The following is a 17,327-nucleotide window of genomic DNA, read 5'->3' as shown; positions in this document are numbered from 1 at the left end:
GCAAGTTCCGGCCGCGCCCTGAGCGGTGCGGCTGGGGCGGGAATTCGACGCGCTGCGGGTCGCCTTTTCTTTGGGTACTTTCTTTTGGCGAAGCAAAAGTAAAGTACCTCGACGGCGGGGCGAGACCCGCGAAGTTAAACGCAGTGGCGCTGGATGAAAATCGGGTTGCCATTACCAAGTCAAAACAGGCTTTGTATCCGCTCACGCGGATGATGGTTTACATGCCGCTTCCGCGCGGCGGACGGGAAAGAGGGCTTGCCTGGCCAAGCCCTCCTTCACCTCCAAGGCCACCCCGCAAGCATGGCCTGCGGCTGCCCGACAGGTCCCGACCGGGGCGAGGCGCGCCTGAACTCGCGATTGGCTAACGTCAAATCGCTCAGACATTGCAGGCGCTTAACACCTCGCCCCGGCCACCCGTCGGCATGCTTGACGGGGCCATGGGTGGCATCGGTACGGTAGTTATTTGATGGGGAAATGGATTTATTCGGTAGCGTTGCACGGTGGATCGCCCCTGCGGGGCATCCACCCTACGGGGTCGACGCGTAGGGCAGAAGCCCCAGCTTTACCGGGGCGTTCCGCCGCAAAATATCCACCGTCCAAAAATTTCGTTTTCAGTTTGGCGTTGCTCCCCTGCCCTCTGCCGCCTCCACCCGCCACGCCTGTTTGTTCATCCGTCTGGCCAATAGCTGATGGCAAGCCTCCGCCAGCCGCAGCAGCTCGGCATTGCTGCTGGGCAAACCATCCGGCGCGGCAATGTGCTGGGCCAAAGCCTGCAAGGGCGTGGCCTGGCTGTTGAGCGCCACCAGTCGGCCATGCGCATGACGGCTGGCGTGGTTGGGGGTGAAGCGCAGCGTCAGTAGCCAATGGCCATGCTGCCAGCCTTGTCCCTGTTCCAGCACCGCACGTAATACCGCATGGCTGATCTGCTGCCCGGCCTCTGCGGCCATGGCCAGTGCCTGGTCGTGGCGTGGCGCGTCGCTTGGCCGTTGCTGCAGGGCGGGGAGGATTTGGCGGTTCAGCCAGTGGCGCAGCCGTTGTGCGGCTGGGCGTCTGCATTGGCGCAGTACCTGTTGCAGGGTATTTTCCGGCCAGTAGTGTGGCGGGTTGTCGTGTGATGGGTGTTTACAGCAGGGATGTTGTTGGAGGATGTGTTGCAGGCGATGGCGCAAGCGTGGGCCGAACAGTTGCAGGATGTCGTCGCCGTGCAGGCAGCAGGTGTGGGGGTGGAGGTGCAGGCGGATGGGGTTGCCGAGGTAGAACAGGGTAAGGGGTAGGGGAATGGCTGATGGTGAGTTTTGTGTCATGGGGCTGATCTCCAATTTCACCAACTAGATATACAGGTCGCCAAACCTGATTGCGCCTGGTGGCGCAACCGGGTAAGGCTAATCAGCGCTGTTGGCAGCGGCAAGGGTGGAGGGGCGCAGAGACACTGGCAAGAGGTGCAGGTAAGGGGTTTGAATCCGCTGCGCGGATGGTGTTTTGTCTTGCCGCTTCCGCGCGGCAGACGGGAAGGAGGGCTTGCCTGGCCAAGCCCTCCTTCACCTCCAAGGCCACCCCTGCAAGCATGGCCTGCGGCTACCCTCCGGGGCCTGACACTGCTGCGGCGCGGCTGGAACTCGCGATTGGCTAACGTCCAATCGCTCAGACAGCCAGCCGCTTAAAACCGCAGCAGCGCCACCCGTCGGCATGCTTGACGGGGCCAAGGGTGGCATCGGTGCGGTGGGGAATCCAGCAGATAAGACGATTCCGGATGCCACCAAATAGATTTCTGCTTACGACCCGTTCCAGATAGCTAGGGTCATGAAAACAGACGTTCAACGTTGGAATTAAGCTGCACCGAAAGCATCCACATGGATGACTTTTTGGGCATTTTACAAGGGTTCTGGATTAATTCCTTGATTATGCCAATCTCTCAGAAACTCCAATGCCAATTTAGATATTTCTGGTAATTCAGAAGAAATCATCTTTACGGTTTCAACATCAATCCTAATAAATCCGTGAGAAATCCCATTTCTTCTATTGTAGAAATTATTTACCGCATTTGCCTTATTAGGAATGATTTTCCAAGTCTCAACACCTTGCCATAGTTGATCAAAGCAATCACATATCTTGTTGACTATGCCACGGCTGGTTCTTGGAGTGTCACGAGCATATCTTGAACTAATACCTTCAATTGCAGACCAATATGAAAGAAATGCATCGATTGGATCTTCACTGCTCTTTCCTTTTCTATACCAACTGAGAGCCCGTGAGTAGGTTGGTCGAGTATTACCAATTTCTCTTCCATCCCGAAAGCAGTCTGTCCATTCGTTAAGACGTACTATTCTTCTAACATTGTCGTTTACTGGGCGTATTTGAGTTCCAGTGAGGCTAACATATAGGGGCAAGTCAATCTTTAGGCACAAGATATCCAAGGCCTGACCAACGAAATACAGTGCCGCATCATTTGCATCAGATTGATTGTCGGCCCTAGCTACTAAACTGATTACAACCCCATGTAACGCTCTCTTTACCGAGATGCTCGTCCAGAATGGATCAACATAACCTTTTTCAGAGCGAAATTTAATCTCCCGGTCTTCTGTTGTTATAGGTCCAGATACTGATAATACTACTTCCCATTCAGGCATACGAACCTCTGCTATTGAAAATGCCAAGCTTGTTATAGGGATCAATTTTCTGCTGGCCATCGACGTGCACTCACTAACATGGTGTGACAGATCAGCGAAGATTGGCTTATAGTTCACCAGAATTCATTTACATGGATAGCCACCATTAACAGAATAGATATAAATTAGCTTTGCTGAATTTAACCCAGCAACTCATTATAGCTGGCTATACGGCACCAAGACTGAACATCTGCTTCTGGTCGAAAACATTCTGCAATCAATAGTAGCAGGCGATCCTTTGTAGCTAGTCAAATTATTGAAAAACAGATGCTCAACGTTTGAAATCAGGTGGAGCCAGTGTGCTGAAGGCTCTCCGGATTGAATTATTAGACGAAGTCATATATCAACAATTTCTATGAAAAACTCACCCTCTTTGAGGATCGCTTCCTTGAATTGAACGTTAGGTTGGTGGCGTAATGCTGCCGTAATCATTACACGGTCAGATGTGGACATTCTGGCACCGAACGTTACGGATAGTATTGCCGATGGAGCGGTATAGGCTTTGTCGCCCTCACTCACCATTATTCGCCACTCCTGCTCATAAGACCAACATTTTGCTTTTGTCAACCATAATGCATCGAAAGCTTCTTCTCCGTTCTGAGGCATAAAGTCTGCAGCAGACAAGCTTGGTACTTCATCCCTATATTGTACCTCTTGCGCCAGTTTGCGCAGTTTAGTCTCTTCACTGCAGTCGTACTCGACGCAGAATCCGCGATGGTGATTTGCGTAGTGTGACCACATGAGCATGTGGTTGGGTACCGCACTAAATGAGCAAATACCTATGTTTTGAATTTTTTCAAGTAGACTTACTCTGAACGTTTCGAAAGCTTCTGCATCTCCGGGCCAAATATCAAGTAAATGTTCACGGCGCAAACCTTCTGATTGAGCTCTCTCGATAGCGACTGTCACAGCGTGCATAACAGACTCTTTATATTTTTTCCGATCTAGTGTTATTGCACAGTCAAACGGGTCATTGAAGCTCGCTGGTTTTGCCAACCAAATAGTATTATTGGTGAGAGATGCTAACGAGTAAGCACTCAGCGGCATATACTTATATAAGGTGTATGGAAGGTCCATGGCAATAGCGGTCTAACTATTTATTTTGATAGTAAATATGCTGTATAACTCCGGCCGTTGCTGCACAACATACCGGGGTGATTTTTAAGTAGAGCGGCTTCCCAGCTTGGGTCTCCGTGAAGATCATAAAGTTTCTGGTCCTACTAAATGGGAACAAAATCAGCAGCCGATTGCTAAAACATAAGCATACGAAAAAAATGTCTGTACGACTTCCTTGTGCTCGATTGCTGGCCGTCCGTTTCTGGCTAATACCAGCCATGCTAGCACATTGGCATGGAGAAAATCTTGACCGGTATTGGTGACGGTCCAGACAGTAATCCGTTATCGCAAGACCGTACCAACGAAACCTGCTCCCGTCAGCGCGAGCCGACACAGACGGGCCGCTCAGGGTCTTAAGCGGTCGGCTGTCCGCAGCGGCGCGACGCTAGCGCGCCGCAAGTTCCGGCCGCGCCCTGAGTGGTACGGCTGGGGCGGGAATTCGACGCGCTGCGGGTCGCCTTTTCTTTGGGTACTTTCTTTTTGGCGAAGCAAAAGAAAGTACCTCGACGGCGGGGCGAGACCCGCGAAGTTGATTTTGCTGTTGGTTTTCCGTTGGAAGGTACAGGCTAGAAATCCGCTACGCGGATGATGGTTTAAGTGCCGCTTCCGCGCGGTGGACGGGAAGGAGGGCTTGCCTGGCCAAGCCCTCCTTCACCTCCAAGGCCACCCCGGCAAGCATGGCCTGCGGCGTCCCTCCGGGACCTGACGCTGCTGCGGCACGGCTGGAACTCGCGATTGGCTAACGTCCAATCGCTCAAACAGCCAGCCGCTTAAAACCGCCGCAGCGCCACCCGTCGGCATGCTTGACGAGGCCTGGTGGCTGCGTTGGTAAGGTGCTTGTTTGGTAAGGACACTGGTTGAAGCTGCCAGAGCCCAGACCAGCCGCAAACCGCGCAGTTAAACGTATCAGCGCAGGACCACGGTCCAGCACCGCTACGTAACAAATACAGGATTTACATCCGCAATGCGCACCACGCATTGCCCAGACAAACTATTGGCAGGCCCCGCCTGTACGCAGCAGAAAGCACAAAACAATGACCGGCAAACTTTATCTTGTCTCCGTCGGCCCCGGCAGCCGCGAACTGATCCCGCCCATGGTGGAACAGGCGCTGGCCGCCAGCGACGTCATCGTCGCCTACGACCTCTACCTTACATGGATCCAGCCGTGGATTGCCGGCAAGGACATCCGCACCCTGCCGCTCACCCAGGAACGCGACCGCGCCCAGCTGGCGCTGGAAGAAGCCCGCGCCGGCAAGACGGTGGCGCTGATTTCCAGCGGCGACATCGGCATTTACGCCATGGCCACGCTGGCCTACGAAGACATGCGCGAGGACGATACCTTCGACGTGCAGCTGATTCCCGGCATCACCTCGGCCAATGCCTGCGCCTCGCTGCTGGGCGCGCCGCTGTCGCACGACTTTGCCACCCTCAGTCTGTCCGACCTGCTGTGCCCGTGGGAGTGGATTGAAAGCCGCGCCCGCCATATTGCCGAGGCTGATCTGGCCGTGGTGTTTTACAACGTGCAAAGCAAGCAGCGGCAGGAAGGCGTGTACCGCATTCTGGACATCATGCTGGAACACAAGCGGCCGGAAACCCTGTGCGGCATCGTGCACAATGCCTACCGCGAAGGCCAGACCGTGGAAATCGTCACCCTGGCCGAGCTGCGCACCCGCCAGTTCAACATGCTCACCTCGCTGGTAATCGGCAACCGTTTCACCCGCCGCAAGCGTAACTGGATGTTCACCCCGCGCGGCTATTTCAACTGGCAGAACACCGCCGACACCATTACCGCCGACAGCCTGCCCGGCGCTGCCGCCTGGGTGTTTGCCGGCACCAGCGACGGCAATGCGCTGGCACGCCAGCTGGCAGCAGGCGGCCAGCCGGTGATTGTCAGCACGGCAAGCGACTACGGTGCCGAAATCGTCGCAGCCGACAGCCCCGGCCTCACCAGCATCAGCGGGCGGCTGGGCGTGGAGCGTCGCCGCGAGCTGCTGCAACAAAGCCAGGCACGCTGCATCGTGGATGCCACCCACCCCTATGCCACGGAAATGTCGCAACAGCTGATGGCGCTGGCGCAGGAACTGGCCCTGCCTTATCTGCGCTACGAGCGCCCCAGTGCGGTGGATCAGCACCCGGCCATTCACTGCAGCAGCATGGCCGAAGCAGCAAAGCTGGCAATGCAGCATGGCCAGCGCATTTTCCTGGCCACCGGCAGCAAGGAGCTGGCCAGCTTTGTGCAGGCCGAGGGTGCGGCTGACAAGCAATGGTTCGTGCGGCTGGCACCGGACCCGCAACACCTGCAACGCGCCATCGATCTGGGCATTCCGCGTGCGCGGTTGTGCGCGATGCAAGGCCCGTTCTCGCAGGCAGCCAATGAAACCCTGTGGCGCGACTGGCAGATCGACTGTGTCATCAGCAAGCAATCGGGTGACGCCGGTGGCTACAGCGCCAAGGCTGCCGCTGCGGCCGCACTGGGCATTCCCTTCATCGTGGTGGACCGTCCGCAGCTGGACTACCCGGTCAGCTTTGCCGACTTCACCAGCCTGCAAGCCGCACTGGAGCAACTGGCATGAGCAGCCCGCGCATTCCGGTCACCGTGCTCACCGGTTTTCTGGGCGCGGGCAAAACCACCTTGCTGTCCAATCTGATCCGCGACAGCAAACAACGGCGGCTGGCCATTCTGGTCAACGAATTTGGCGAGGTGTCGATTGACGGCACCATCCTGCGTACGGACGACAAGGCCGGGGTGGAGATTCACGATCTGGCCAATGGCCTGGTGGCCTACGACGACGACGAGCACTTCCTGCCCACCATGCTGGCCTTGTGGCAGCGCCGTCAGCAAATCGACCATGTGCTGATCGAAACCTCGGGCCTGGCACTGCCCAGCGCGGTAATGGAGCAGCTGCAAGGCCCGGAGCTGGCAGAACGCTTTGTGCTGGACGCCACGCTGGCCGTGGTGGATACCCCGCTGCTGCTGGCTGGCGATTTTGACAGCGGCCACGGCCAGCAGGACGACGCGGTGGCCAGCCTGTTCCGCCAGCAGCTGGAGAACGCCGACATCGTGGTGCTGAACAAGATCGACCAACTGGACAATACCGCCATGCTGCAAGCGGAAAGCACGGTGCGCCAGCTGGCACCGTCCATCCGCTTTATCGAGCTGGCCTATCAGGCAAAACTGGATACCAGGCTGACGCTGGGCCTGCATCTGCATGAAGTCAGCGGCAGCGGCCACCGCCATTACGGCCCGGTATCCAGCCTGCCGCTGAATCTGCGCCCGCTGGCCAACCAGGCGCTGCTGGACGGCCACAGCCACGGCGGCCTGGCCGCACACAGTCATGGCCTGGCCACCCACAAGCATTTTCACGAGCAGGACCCGGGCTGGCAGTCCTTCCTGATCCGCAGCAAGGACGCCCAGGACCCAGCACGGCTACTGGCAGCGGTGGAAACCATTGCCCGCGAGGAAGCGCTGTTGCGCATCAAGGGCCATGCGGCAAGTGCCAATGGAGAGGGCCGGCTGGCACTGCAAGCGGTACGCCAGCGCGTACAACTGCAACAGGAAGCGGACACCGCCGCACCACGGCAGGCGCAGCTGGTATTCATCGGCTACCACCCCAGCCGGCCGCGCATTGTGGAGCGGCTCAAAACATTGACCGGCACCCACTGGCAGTAAGTGCCAGCCTGATCAGACAAGGACAAGACCATGAAAACCGACGCCGCCGCCCACCAGCGCATGGTGGAAAAGCGCAAGGCCGGCTTTGAAAAGAAAAAGGCTGCCGCCACCAAGGAAAAAGGCTTGCTCATCGTCCATACCGGCACCGGCAAGGGCAAGAGCAGCGCCGCCTTCGGCATGGGCCTGCGCATTGTCGGCCACGGCATGCAGCTGGGTGTGGTGCAGTTCATCAAGGGCGCACTGCACACTGCCGAGCGCGACCTGTTCAGCCGCTTCGACAACTGCCGCTTCCTCACCATGGGCGAGGGCTATACCTGGAACACCCAGAACCGCGAGGCCGACATCGCCACCGCGCGTCAGGGCTGGGAGGCCGCACTGGAGATGCTGAACAGTGGCCACTACGACATGCTGATCCTGGACGAGCTGAACATCGTGCTGAAGTACGACTACCTGCCGCTGGACGAGGTACTGGCGGCACTGGCCAGCCGCCCGGCCAATCTGCATGTGGTGATTACCGGCCGCCATGCGCCGCAGGCGCTGATTGATGCCGCCGATCTGGTCACGGAAATGAAACTGGTGAAGCACCCCTTCCGTGAGCAGGGCATCAAGGCGCAACAGGGCGTGGAGTTCTGACATGGCCATCCGCCACTGCCCGGCGCTGTTCATCAGCGCCCCTGCTTCGCATCAGGGCAAGACCACCCTCAGCGCCGGGCTGGCGCGTTACCACCGCCAGCAGGGCCGAACCGTGCGCGTGTTCAAGACCGGGCCGGATTTTCTCGACCCCTATGTGCTGGAGCAGGCCAGCGGCCACACCGTGTACGCGCTGGATTTGTGGATGAACGGCGAGGATGACTGTCGCCAGCGCCTGTACCAGGCCGCCGCCGAGGCCGACCTGATCCTGATCGAAGGCAGCATGGGCCTGTTTGACGGCACCCCCAGCAGTGCCGACCTGGCCCAGCTGTTCGGCGTGCCGGTGGCCGCCATCATCGACGCGGCCGGCATGGCGCAAACCTTTGCGGCGGTGGCACATGGCCTGGCCAGCTTCCGCCCCGGCCTGCCGTTTTACGGCGTACTGGCCAATCAGGTGGCATCAAGCCGCCATGCGGAGATGCTCACCGCCGCCCTGCCCGCCAGCCTCAACTATCTGGGCGCGGTGATGCGCCAGCAGGACATGGGCCTGCCGGAGCGCCATCTGGGCCTGGTGCAGGCGCAGGAAGTGGACGATCTGGAAGCACGGCTGGAGCGCGCCGCCGCCCAGCTGGCCACCACTTGCCTGGCCGATCTGCCACCCGCAGTTGCCTTCCAGCCTGCCCCGGCACCCAGCCTGCCACGGCTGCTGGACGGCGTGCGCATCGCCATCGCCCGCGATACCGCCTTCAGCTTCATCTACCCGGCCAATATCCAGACGCTACAGGCATTGGGAGCCGAGCTGCATTACTTCTCGCCACTGGCCGACGATGCCCTGCCCGACTGCGATGCCGTCTGGCTGCCCGGTGGCTATCCGGAACTGCATCTGGCCGCGCTGGCAGGTGCAGAGCACAGCCGCGCCAGCCTGCATGCCCACGTGGCAGCAGGCAAACCGCTGTATGCCGAATGTGGCGGCATGCTGTATTTGCTGGACAGCCTGACCGACAAGCAGGGTGAAAGCGGACAGATGCTGGGCCTGTTGCCCGGCCATGCCCGGCTGAATAGCCGCCTGAGCGCGCTGGGCCTGCAACAACTGCAGCTGGATGGCGCAGTGCTGCGTGGCCACACTTTTCACTATTCCAGCCTGGATACGCCCATCACCCCGCTCACCCATGCCAGCCGCGCCACCGGTAACGGGCCGGGCGAGGCGGTATACCGCCACGGCAGCCTGCTGGCCAGCTATCTGCATCTTTACTTCCCGTCCAACCCTGCGGCCTGCGCCAGATTGTTCCTGCCATGAATGCCTATCCCCAAGCCGACATCGACGCCGTCTACCGCGCCATCCGCGAACGGCGCGACATGCGCCACTTCAAGCCGGACCCGGTGGCCCCGGCACTGCTGCAACGCCTGCTACAGGCCGCGCACCTGGCCCCCAGCGTGGGTTTCATGCAGCCCTGGCGCTTCATCCGCATTAGCGATACCGCGCTGCGCCAGCAACTGCATGCCGAGGTGGAAGTGGAAAGGGTAGCCACCGCCAAGGCACTGGGCCAGCGGGAAGACGAATTCATGAAGCTGAAGGTTGAGGGCATTCTCGACTGCGGTGAGGTGCTGGTGGCGGCGCTGATGGACGGGCGCGAACGCCATGTATTCGGCCGCCGCACCCTGCCGGAAATGGATATCTGCTCCATCGCATGCGCCATCCAGAACATGTGGCTGGCGGCCCGCGCCGAGGGCATCGGCCTGGGCTGGGTATCGCTGTTCGACCCGCAGCGGCTGGGCACGCTGCTGGGCCTGCCGGCCGAGGCCAAGGCGGTGGCCATCCTGTGCATCGGCCATGTCGAGGCTTTCTACGACAAACCCATGCTGGAACAGGAAAACTGGGCAAAGCGGCAAAACCTGGCCGAGCTGGTATTTGAAAACAGCTGGGCTGACAGTCGCCCAGCCGTCTGAAGCCTTCAGCGGGCAGCCGCGCTACGCTGGCTGCTGGCCGGGCTCATGAATTGCTGCCGGAAATAATCACGGAACAAGGCAATGGCAGGGCTGACCTCAGACCCGGCCTTCCATGCCAGCCCCAGCGTCATCGGCGGCACCAGACCGTGCAGACTCACCGTTTCGATACGCCGCCCCTCCAGCGACCACGGCCGGAACACCATGTCTGACAGAATGCTCACCCCGCTGCCATTGGCCACCATGCTGCGCACCGCCTCCACCGAACTGGTGCGCACCCTCACCTGCGGCTGCCATGGCGACTGCTGCCAATAGCGCCACGTCGTCTGTTCTGCCTCATCCACCGTCAGCATGATGTAGGGCTGCTCGGCAATATCCTGCAAGTCGGGTGCCGGGTGTGACAGCAGCGGATGCTGTGCCGGCAGCCACAAGCGCCGGGGCGAGCTGATGATGGGCTCCAGCCGCAAAGCCGGGTTGTCCACATTGGAAGTCAACAGCACCGCGACATCGAAATCCTGCCGCAGCAGCCCGGCTTCAATGTCCTCACGTGACAATTCGAACAGTTCAATCCTCAGTTGCGGGTACAAGGCGGACAGGCGGCACACATGGGCAGGCAGAAAATACCCCATCACCGTATAGCTGGCGGCCACGGTCAGCCTGCCGGCAAAATCACCATCCCGTTTGCCCAGCAGCATGGCCTCTTCCACATTGGCCATAATTTCGTAGGCATGACCCAGAAAGCGCCGTCCACAGTCGGTCAGCACCATGCCCTGAGGGTGGCGGACAAACAAGGAAGTAGCCAGCACTTCTTCCAGTTGCCGGATGGCTGCCGTCACTGCCGATTGGGTGATGCACAGCTGGATGGCCGCCTGGGAAACCTGCCCTGTTTCAGCCGTGGCCACAAAATACTTCAACTGCCGGAAGGAAAACGCCATGCCCGTACTCCGGTATCAAAATAATTGATGGGACACCATCAAAATTTAAAACTTCCCCCGCCTGTTCACGCTGCCTAGGGTGTCGGTCTGACTCACTCTCAGACAGGAGCACACATGAACAAACAGGTAATCGACCTGAACGCCGACATGGGGGAAGGCTTTGGCCCGTGGCAGATTGGCGACGGGGACGACCAGCACATCATGCCGCTGATCAGCTCGGCCAACATTGCCACCGGATTTCATGCCGGCGACCCGGCCACCATGGCCAGCAGCGTCAGCCTGGCCAAGGCACATGGCGTTGCCGTGGGCGCCCACCCCGGCTATCGCGACCTGGTGGGCTTCGGGCGGCGCAGCATTCAGGTAAGCGCACAGGAACTGGTACAGGACGCGGTGTACCAGATTGGTGCCTTGCAAGCCTTCCTGCAACTGGAGGGCATGGTCATGCAGCATGTCAAACCGCATGGTGCCCTGTACATGACGCTGGCTGCCGATGAAGCGCTTTCACTGGCATTCCTGCAGGCAGTCCAGGGACTGTCGCCGCAACTGGCGGTGTATTGCATGGCTGGTTCTGCCACGCATCAGGCCGCGCAGGCGCTGGGCGTGAAGGCAGTAGGCGAATTCTTTGCCGACCGGGATTATGACGCCAGCGGGCGGATTGTATTTACCCGCCGGATGGGACGGCTCTCCCCGGCAGCCGTGGCCGACAAGGTGATGCTGGCCTGCACGGAGGGCCTGGTTGATACCGTGGATGGCCAGCGCATTCCGGTCGACTTCGATTCCATCTGCATTCACAGCGACACCCCCGGCGCGCTGGAACTGATCCGCACCACCCGTGACCGTCTGCTACAGGCTGGCATCACCCTGCGCGCACCGCATGAGCAAGCCGTTGGCTGAGGCAGACCACAACACCCCGTTCAAGGACAAGCACATGACTGAACACCTGATACTCGCCCCCCTGCCCGGCACCTTCTATCGTCGCCCGGCCCCGGATGCAGCGCCCTATGTGGAAGAAGGCAATCTGGTTGCAGCGGATACCGTCATCGCCTGCATCGAGGTGATGAAGCAATTCAACGAAATGACTGCCGAGCATGGCGGGCGCTTGCTCGCCTTTTTGCTGGCAGACGGCGATGCGGTCGATATCGGCCAGCCGGTGGCGAGGGTGGTGACATGACGCAGCCCATTGCCTTGCAACGTATCCGTCGCCTGCTGGTGGCCAACCGCGGGGAGATTGCGGTGCGCATCATCCGGGCTGCCCGTGAAATGGGCGCGCAGACCGTACTGGTACACAGCAGTGCGGACCGCAACAGTCTGGCCTGCCAGATGGCAGACCGGACAGTGGAAATCGGCCCGCCACCCGCCGCAAAAAGCTATCTGGACATTCCGGCCATTCTGGCTACGGCCCGCAATCAGGAAGTGGATGCCGTTCATCCGGGCTATGGCTTCCTCGCCGAAAATGCCGACTTTGCCCGTCAGGTAGAGGCCGCCGGGCTGATTTTTGTCGGCCCGACGGCAGACACATCGCGCTGATGGGTGACAAGGCCCGGGCCCGCGCCATGGCACAGGCGGTTGGCGTTGCCACCGTACCGGGCAGTGCGGGCGCACTGGCGGACGTGGTGCAAGCCATGGGCATGGCCAAGGAAATCGGCTATCCGCTGATGATCAAGGCCGTGGCCGGTGGTGGTGGCCGCGGCATCCGCGTGGTGGAACATGCCGAAGCGCTGCATGCGGCGTTTGCCGCTGCGCAACGGGAAGCGCTGGCGGCCTTTGGCGACGGGCATCTTTATCTGGAGCGCTTCATGCCGCAGGCACGGCATCTGGAAGTGCAAATCCTGGGGGATGGCCAGCGGGTGATTCATTGCTACGAGCGCGAATGCTCCTTGCAGCGCCGCCGCCAGAAAATCATGGAAGAAGCCCCCTCCCCCGCGCTGGATGACGCACAGCGCCACAGGCTGTGCCAGGCAGCAGTCCGGCTGGCGCAATCCGTGGCATACCGCGGGGCGGGCACGGTGGAATTCCTGTTCGATCAGGACGAGTTCCATTTCATTGAAATGAATACCCGCATACAAGTGGAACACCCGGTCACTGAAATGGTCACCGGGCTTGATCTGGTGCGTGAAATGCTGCTGATTGCCGACGGCCAGCCCTTGCGCTGGCAACAGCAGGACATCCGGCTGCGTGGTGCCGCCATCGAATGCCGCATCAATGCCGAAGACCCGCAGCGCAACTTCCTGCCCACACCGGGCAGCATCGAACAGCTGCAACTACCCGGCGGGCCGGGGGTGCGGGTGGACAGCATGCTGTACCCGGGCTGTGTCATCCCCCCTTATTACGACTCCATGCTGGCCAAACTGACCGTGTGGGATGAAGACAGGAAGCGCGCACTCAGTCGCATGCGCCGGGCGCTGGATGAACTGCACATCAGTGGCGTTGCCCACACAAAAAGCCTGCACCAGGCCTTGCTGGCCGATACCGACGTATGCGCCGCGCGCTATCACACCCGCTTTCTGGAGCACTGGCTGGCGCACTGGCCGGGCAGCACGGCAGACACGGTGGCAGACCCGCTGGCGCGTGACACCGGGAGAACCGCATGAGCATTCGCTACAGTTTTGGCGGCGACGAGTTCCTGTTTGCCGAGGTCAGCGAATCCATGTCGCTGACCGCCTGCTTCACCAGCATGGCCATCACCGGGCTGCTGCGCCAGCAACAATGGCCGGGGATTGTCGAAATATGCCCTGCCAATGCATCGTTCCAGCTGCGCTTTGACCCGGACATCCTGCCGGCCGCGCAATTGCTGCAACTGGTGCAGGAGCTGGAACAGGCGGTACAGGACAGCCCGCAGACACTGGACACCCGCCTGGTGGAAATACCGGTCTGGTATGACGACCCCTGGACGCTGGAAGTCGGGGCGCGCTTTCGCGAACGCCATCAGGACCCGCAATCCACCGATCTGCAATACGCCGCGCGCTGCAACGGTTTTGACTCGGTAGACGCCTTCATTGCCGCGCATAGCGGTGCACCGTGGTTTGTCTCCATGGTGGGCTTTGTCGCCGGCCTGCCCTTCATGTACCAGATGGTAGAGCGCGACCGCCAGCTGCAAGTACCGAAGTACCTGAGCCCGCGCACCGCAACCCCGCGCCAGACCATAGGCCACGGCGGCTGCTTCGCCTGCATCTATTCGGTGGCAGGTGCCGGTGGCTACCAGATGTTCGGCATTACCCCGGCACCGATTTACGACCCGCAGCAATCCCTGCCCTATCTGGCAGACAGCATGGTGCTGTTCCGTCCCGGCGATATTGTCCGCTTCAAGCCCATCGACCAGCAGCAATACCAGGCAGCCGTCCAGGCGGTGGCCGAGGGCAGCTTTCAGCTGGATATCTTTCCGGTCCGCTTCTCGCTGCCGGACTTCCTGGCCAATCCACAGGCCTACAATCTATCCCTTCCTGGGGGCCATCATGCACATTAAGGTCATCAAGCCTGGCCTCGCCACCTCGGTACAAGACGCTGGCCGCAACGGTCATTACCATCTGGGCATCCCACCTTCCGGCGCGCTGGACCAGTATTCATTCCGCGCCGCCAACCTGCTGCTGGGCAATCCGGAAACCACGGCGGTACTGGAGTGCACGCTGCTGGGGCCGCAGCTGCAGTTCGGCGTGGACTGCCGCATTGCCGTGTGCGGTGCCGACATGCTGCCGCTGATCAACGGCCAGCCACAGGCCACCCATCAGGTCCTGTCCATTGCCGCAGGCGACATGCTGGACTTCCGCCCGGCCACGGCCGGGGTACGTGCCTATCTGGCGGTTTCCGGTGGCATCGACGTACCGGAGGTGCTGGGCAGCCGCTCCACCTATACGCTGGGGACATTGGGTGGGTATCAGGGCCGATGCCTGCAGGCTGGCGACATGCTGATGCTGGGCCGGTCAACCGCGGAGGCACCGGCTGGCCGCAGCCTGCCACCCGCCCTGCGCCGACCCTTGCCACGCCAGGCCACGGTGCGGGTGCTGCCCGGGCTGTATGACCACAGGCTGACGGCGCAATCGGCTGAACGCTTCTATCAGGAGACATGGACGGTAGCATCGGAATCCGACCGCATCGGCTACCGGCTCAAGGGCGGCTCACCTTTGCAATTCCGGCCACGGGAAGCTCCATTCGGTGCCGGGGCCGATCCGTCCAATATCGTGGATGCCGGCTATCCGGTTGGCTCCATCCAGATACCGGCCGGCAAGGAGCCCATCATCCTGTTGCGGGACGCCGTCTCGGGTGGGGGGTATGCCATGCTGGGCACCGTCATCAGTGCCGATCTGGACGTGGTGGGACAATTACCACCCAATCAGCGCCTTGCATTCAGCGCCGTTGACATGGCTGAAGCCTTGCAGGCCAGACAGCAAGGGCAGGCAGCGCTGGAGCGTCTGCGAGCGGCACTGCAAGGCTGAGTGTCAGGCAGGCTGCGCCGCCTGCATCACCTGATTGCGCCCTGCCTTTTTGGCCGCATACAAGGCCTGGTCGGCGTGGCGGTACAGCTCGGTAAACGACATGCCCGGCTGCCATACTGCCAGCCCCATGCTGACGCTGTAAGGAATGCTGCCCCCCAGTGAAACCGCCGGTATTTCAGCAGCACGCAAGCGCAGGTTTTCCGCCATGGCCAGCGCTTGCGCTGGCGGCGTTTGTGGCAGCAACAGTGCAAATTCTTCGCCCCCCATGCGGCCGGTCACATCTGTTGGCCGCATGCCCTGACGCAACAACTCGCTGAATGTCAGCAACACCTGATCCCCTGCCTGATGGCCATGCCGGTCGTTGATCTGCTTGAAATGATCCAGGTCCATCAGCAGCAGACACAAGGACAGGCCATCGGCCTCTGCCTGCTGCAACAGCTGCATGCTGCGGCTTTCAAAACACTGACGGGTATTGAGCCCGGTCATGCCGTCGTGTTCCGCCCGCCAGGTGGCATCACGCAACAGGTACTCCTGCACCATGGCCACTGCCAGCATCGACAAGCCGGGCACCAGTGCCGCGGTCAGGCTCATGGAAAACACATTGGGTACGGTGGTGGCAAACAGGTCGCTGATATTGCCGAAGCCGCCGCCGTAGTAAACGGCACGCCCCAGATGCAGCAATGACGTCACGGCACTGCAAGCCGCGCCCAGCCAGTACACCGTGGCGCGATGGCTGGCAATGCGGTGGCGGAACAACAGCCAGGCCGTGGCGGCAAACACGATGCTGATACCACCGGAGGCAATCACCACCCGCACCCGCATGCTGTCCAGCAGCAGGGTAAAGCCCAGCAAACCGGCGACACCGGCCAGCACCAGCAAGGCCAGCGGCCGGGCATGGCTGGGCCGGCCCAGAAAGCGCGCGCAACCGATGTAGAACATGCTGGCTGCCACCAGGCCCAGGCCATTACTCAGTACCACACTGAAAATCAGCGGCAGCACCATGCGCAGGCCCAGCGCAGGCAGATAACCCAGCATGGCGGCATTGGCCAGCAGCCAGCTGCGGGTACCGGCGACGCCGGCTTTTTTCAATGACCACAGTTGTACGGTATTGCAGGCGCACAGCAATTCGGTGACCACAAAGACGGGTAACAGGATGGGAATGCTCTGAGTTACCGCCATTGAAATTCCAAACAGATAAAAATGATGTCAATGCTATGCCGTAGTGCACGCCAGGCACAAGCGCATTTAAATTACAGCGCACATTTTCAAGCAATATGCATACCTGGCAAACGGGGCGGACAAAAAAAATGCCGGTAGTGGCTGCCAGACAAATGTGGCGGCCGCTACGGCATGGTGTTCTGGCCCGTGCTTAATGCTGATCCGGCTTTGCTACGCTGGCAGCATCTTCCCAGCCACCACCCAGCGCCAGGAACAGATTGACCTGATCCTGTGCCAGCTGGCTTTCGGCCATGGCCACGGCCTGTTCGCCGCTGACCATGGTGCGATCGGCATCCAGACTGGTGAGATAAGGCGCGCGGCCCGCCTGGTACAAGCGGCGGTTTTGCGCCGCAGCTTCACGGGCATTGTCGCGCGCGCTGCGCAACAGCGTCAGACGTTGCAAGTCCTTGGCATACAGGCTGAGGCTGGTTTCCACTTCGCGCAGGGCATTGAGCACCACGCCGTCAAAATGCGCCAGCGCCGCCGCATTGTCCGCCTTGGCTGCACGTACCCGCGCCATGCTGCCGCTGTCCGGAATGCTCCAGCTGATCAGCGGCCCAAAACCAAAACGCTGGGTAGAGCGCTTGCCCAGGTCTTCGACAAAACCGGTAAAGCCAGCTGATGCACCCAGGGTGATGCTGGGATAAAGATCGGCCGTGGCCACCCCTATCATGGCGCTGGATTGCGCCAGGCGGCGCTCGGCCTGCTTCACGTCCGG

At 60.5% G+C, this 17,327-nt stretch carries 15 protein-coding genes and 1 pseudogene; 10 read left to right on the top strand and 6 right to left on the bottom strand.

Going from position 1 to position 17,327, the window contains the following annotated elements; translation table 11 throughout:
• Positions 1–611 precede the first annotated feature (611 nt).
• The 3 genes from AWT75_RS18820 to AWT75_RS18815 form a co-directional block, all read right to left on the bottom strand.
• A complete protein-coding gene (locus AWT75_RS18820) occupies positions 612–1,304 on the bottom strand; it encodes a hypothetical protein (RefSeq protein WP_153013386.1) in 693 nt (230 codons plus the stop codon).
• A 567-nt stretch (positions 1,305–1,871) separates the two neighbouring features.
• Entirely contained in the window at positions 1,872–2,687 is an 816-nt protein-coding gene (gene mauJ, locus AWT75_RS21415; protein ID WP_153013385.1) for a methylamine utilization protein MauJ, read from the bottom strand.
• Positions 2,688–3,002: 315 nt separating this feature from the next.
• Entirely contained in the window at positions 3,003–3,743 is a 741-nt protein-coding gene (locus tag AWT75_RS18815) for a DUF2971 domain-containing protein (RefSeq protein WP_082696206.1), read from the bottom strand.
• A gap of 1,073 nt (positions 3,744–4,816) precedes the next feature.
• On the opposite strand from AWT75_RS18815, the gene cobJ reads away from it, so the two are divergent.
• From cobJ to bluB, 5 genes are read left to right on the top strand one after another with little or no spacing between them, the layout of a single operon-like run.
• Positions 4,817–6,355 (top strand): precorrin-3B C(17)-methyltransferase, encoded by a 1,539-nt coding sequence (gene cobJ / locus AWT75_RS18810; protein ID WP_062791170.1) that lies wholly within the window; start codon positions 4,817–4,819, stop codon positions 6,353–6,355.
• Entirely contained in the window at positions 6,352–7,452 is a 1,101-nt protein-coding gene (locus AWT75_RS18805) for a CobW family GTP-binding protein (protein ID WP_062791168.1), read from the top strand. Before cobJ ends, AWT75_RS18805 begins: the two co-directional genes overlap by 4 nt.
• 30 nt (positions 7,453–7,482) lie before the next feature.
• Positions 7,483–8,085 carry a cob(I)yrinic acid a,c-diamide adenosyltransferase gene (gene cobO, locus AWT75_RS18800; protein WP_045845055.1) on the top strand — a complete coding sequence of 201 codons (603 nt, stop codon included), beginning with the start codon at positions 7,483–7,485 and terminating at the stop codon, positions 8,083–8,085.
• Position 8,086: 1 nt separating this feature from the next.
• Positions 8,087–9,379 (top strand): cobyrinic acid a,c-diamide synthase CobB, encoded by a 1,293-nt coding sequence (locus tag AWT75_RS18795; RefSeq protein WP_062791166.1) that lies wholly within the window; start codon positions 8,087–8,089, stop codon positions 9,377–9,379.
• A complete protein-coding gene (gene bluB / locus AWT75_RS18790) occupies positions 9,376–10,029 on the top strand; it encodes a 5,6-dimethylbenzimidazole synthase (protein WP_062791164.1) in 654 nt (217 codons plus the stop codon). Before AWT75_RS18795 ends, bluB begins: the two co-directional genes overlap by 4 nt.
• Before the next feature lie 5 nt (positions 10,030–10,034).
• Here bluB and AWT75_RS18785 read toward each other — a convergent pair whose 3' ends face one another.
• The gene (locus AWT75_RS18785) at positions 10,035–10,961 is read right to left on the bottom strand and encodes a LysR family transcriptional regulator (protein WP_045845058.1); all 927 of its coding nucleotides are present in this window, start codon (positions 10,959–10,961) and stop codon (positions 10,035–10,037) included.
• Positions 10,962–11,075: 114 nt separating this feature from the next.
• On the opposite strand from AWT75_RS18785, the gene AWT75_RS18780 reads away from it, so the two are divergent.
• The 5 genes and pseudogenes from AWT75_RS18780 (at position 11,076) to AWT75_RS18760 (ending at position 15,391) form a co-directional block, all read left to right on the top strand.
• Complete coding sequence (locus AWT75_RS18780; RefSeq protein WP_062791162.1) at positions 11,076–11,855, top strand: 5-oxoprolinase subunit PxpA; 780 nt, start codon at positions 11,076–11,078, stop codon at positions 11,853–11,855.
• Between the two features lie 34 nt (positions 11,856–11,889).
• Positions 11,890–12,132, top strand: coding sequence for an acetyl-CoA carboxylase (locus AWT75_RS18775; RefSeq protein ID WP_045845305.1), 243 nt, complete (start codon positions 11,890–11,892; stop codon positions 12,130–12,132).
• Positions 12,129–13,552 (top strand): annotated as a pseudogene (locus AWT75_RS18770) (acetyl-CoA carboxylase biotin carboxylase subunit). Before AWT75_RS18775 ends, AWT75_RS18770 begins: the two are co-directional and overlap by 4 nt.
• Positions 13,549–14,424, top strand: coding sequence for a 5-oxoprolinase subunit B family protein (locus AWT75_RS18765; protein WP_062791158.1), 876 nt, complete (start codon positions 13,549–13,551; stop codon positions 14,422–14,424). Before AWT75_RS18770 ends, AWT75_RS18765 begins: the two are co-directional and overlap by 4 nt.
• Positions 14,414–15,391, top strand: coding sequence for a 5-oxoprolinase subunit C family protein (locus tag AWT75_RS18760; protein ID WP_062791156.1), 978 nt, complete (start codon positions 14,414–14,416; stop codon positions 15,389–15,391). The genes AWT75_RS18765 and AWT75_RS18760 overlap by 11 nt, the downstream gene beginning before the upstream one ends.
• 3 nt (positions 15,392–15,394) lie before the next feature.
• On the opposite strand, the gene AWT75_RS18755 is transcribed toward AWT75_RS18760, so the two are convergent.
• Entirely contained in the window at positions 15,395–16,570 is a 1,176-nt protein-coding gene (locus tag AWT75_RS18755) for a GGDEF domain-containing protein (protein WP_062791154.1), read from the bottom strand.
• Positions 16,571–16,760: 190 nt separating this feature from the next.
• Positions 16,761–17,327 (bottom strand): TolC family protein (locus AWT75_RS18750; protein ID WP_161937777.1); only part of this gene is annotated, 567 nt, incomplete at its 5' end.

The sequence above is a fragment of the Aquitalea pelogenes genome, assembly GCF_001515305.1.
Taxonomy (GTDB): Bacteria; Pseudomonadota; Gammaproteobacteria; order Burkholderiales; family Chromobacteriaceae; genus Aquitalea; species Aquitalea pelogenes.
The sequence above is the reverse complement of the archived record's forward strand: the minus strand, read 5'-3'. Positions and strand labels throughout refer to the sequence as shown.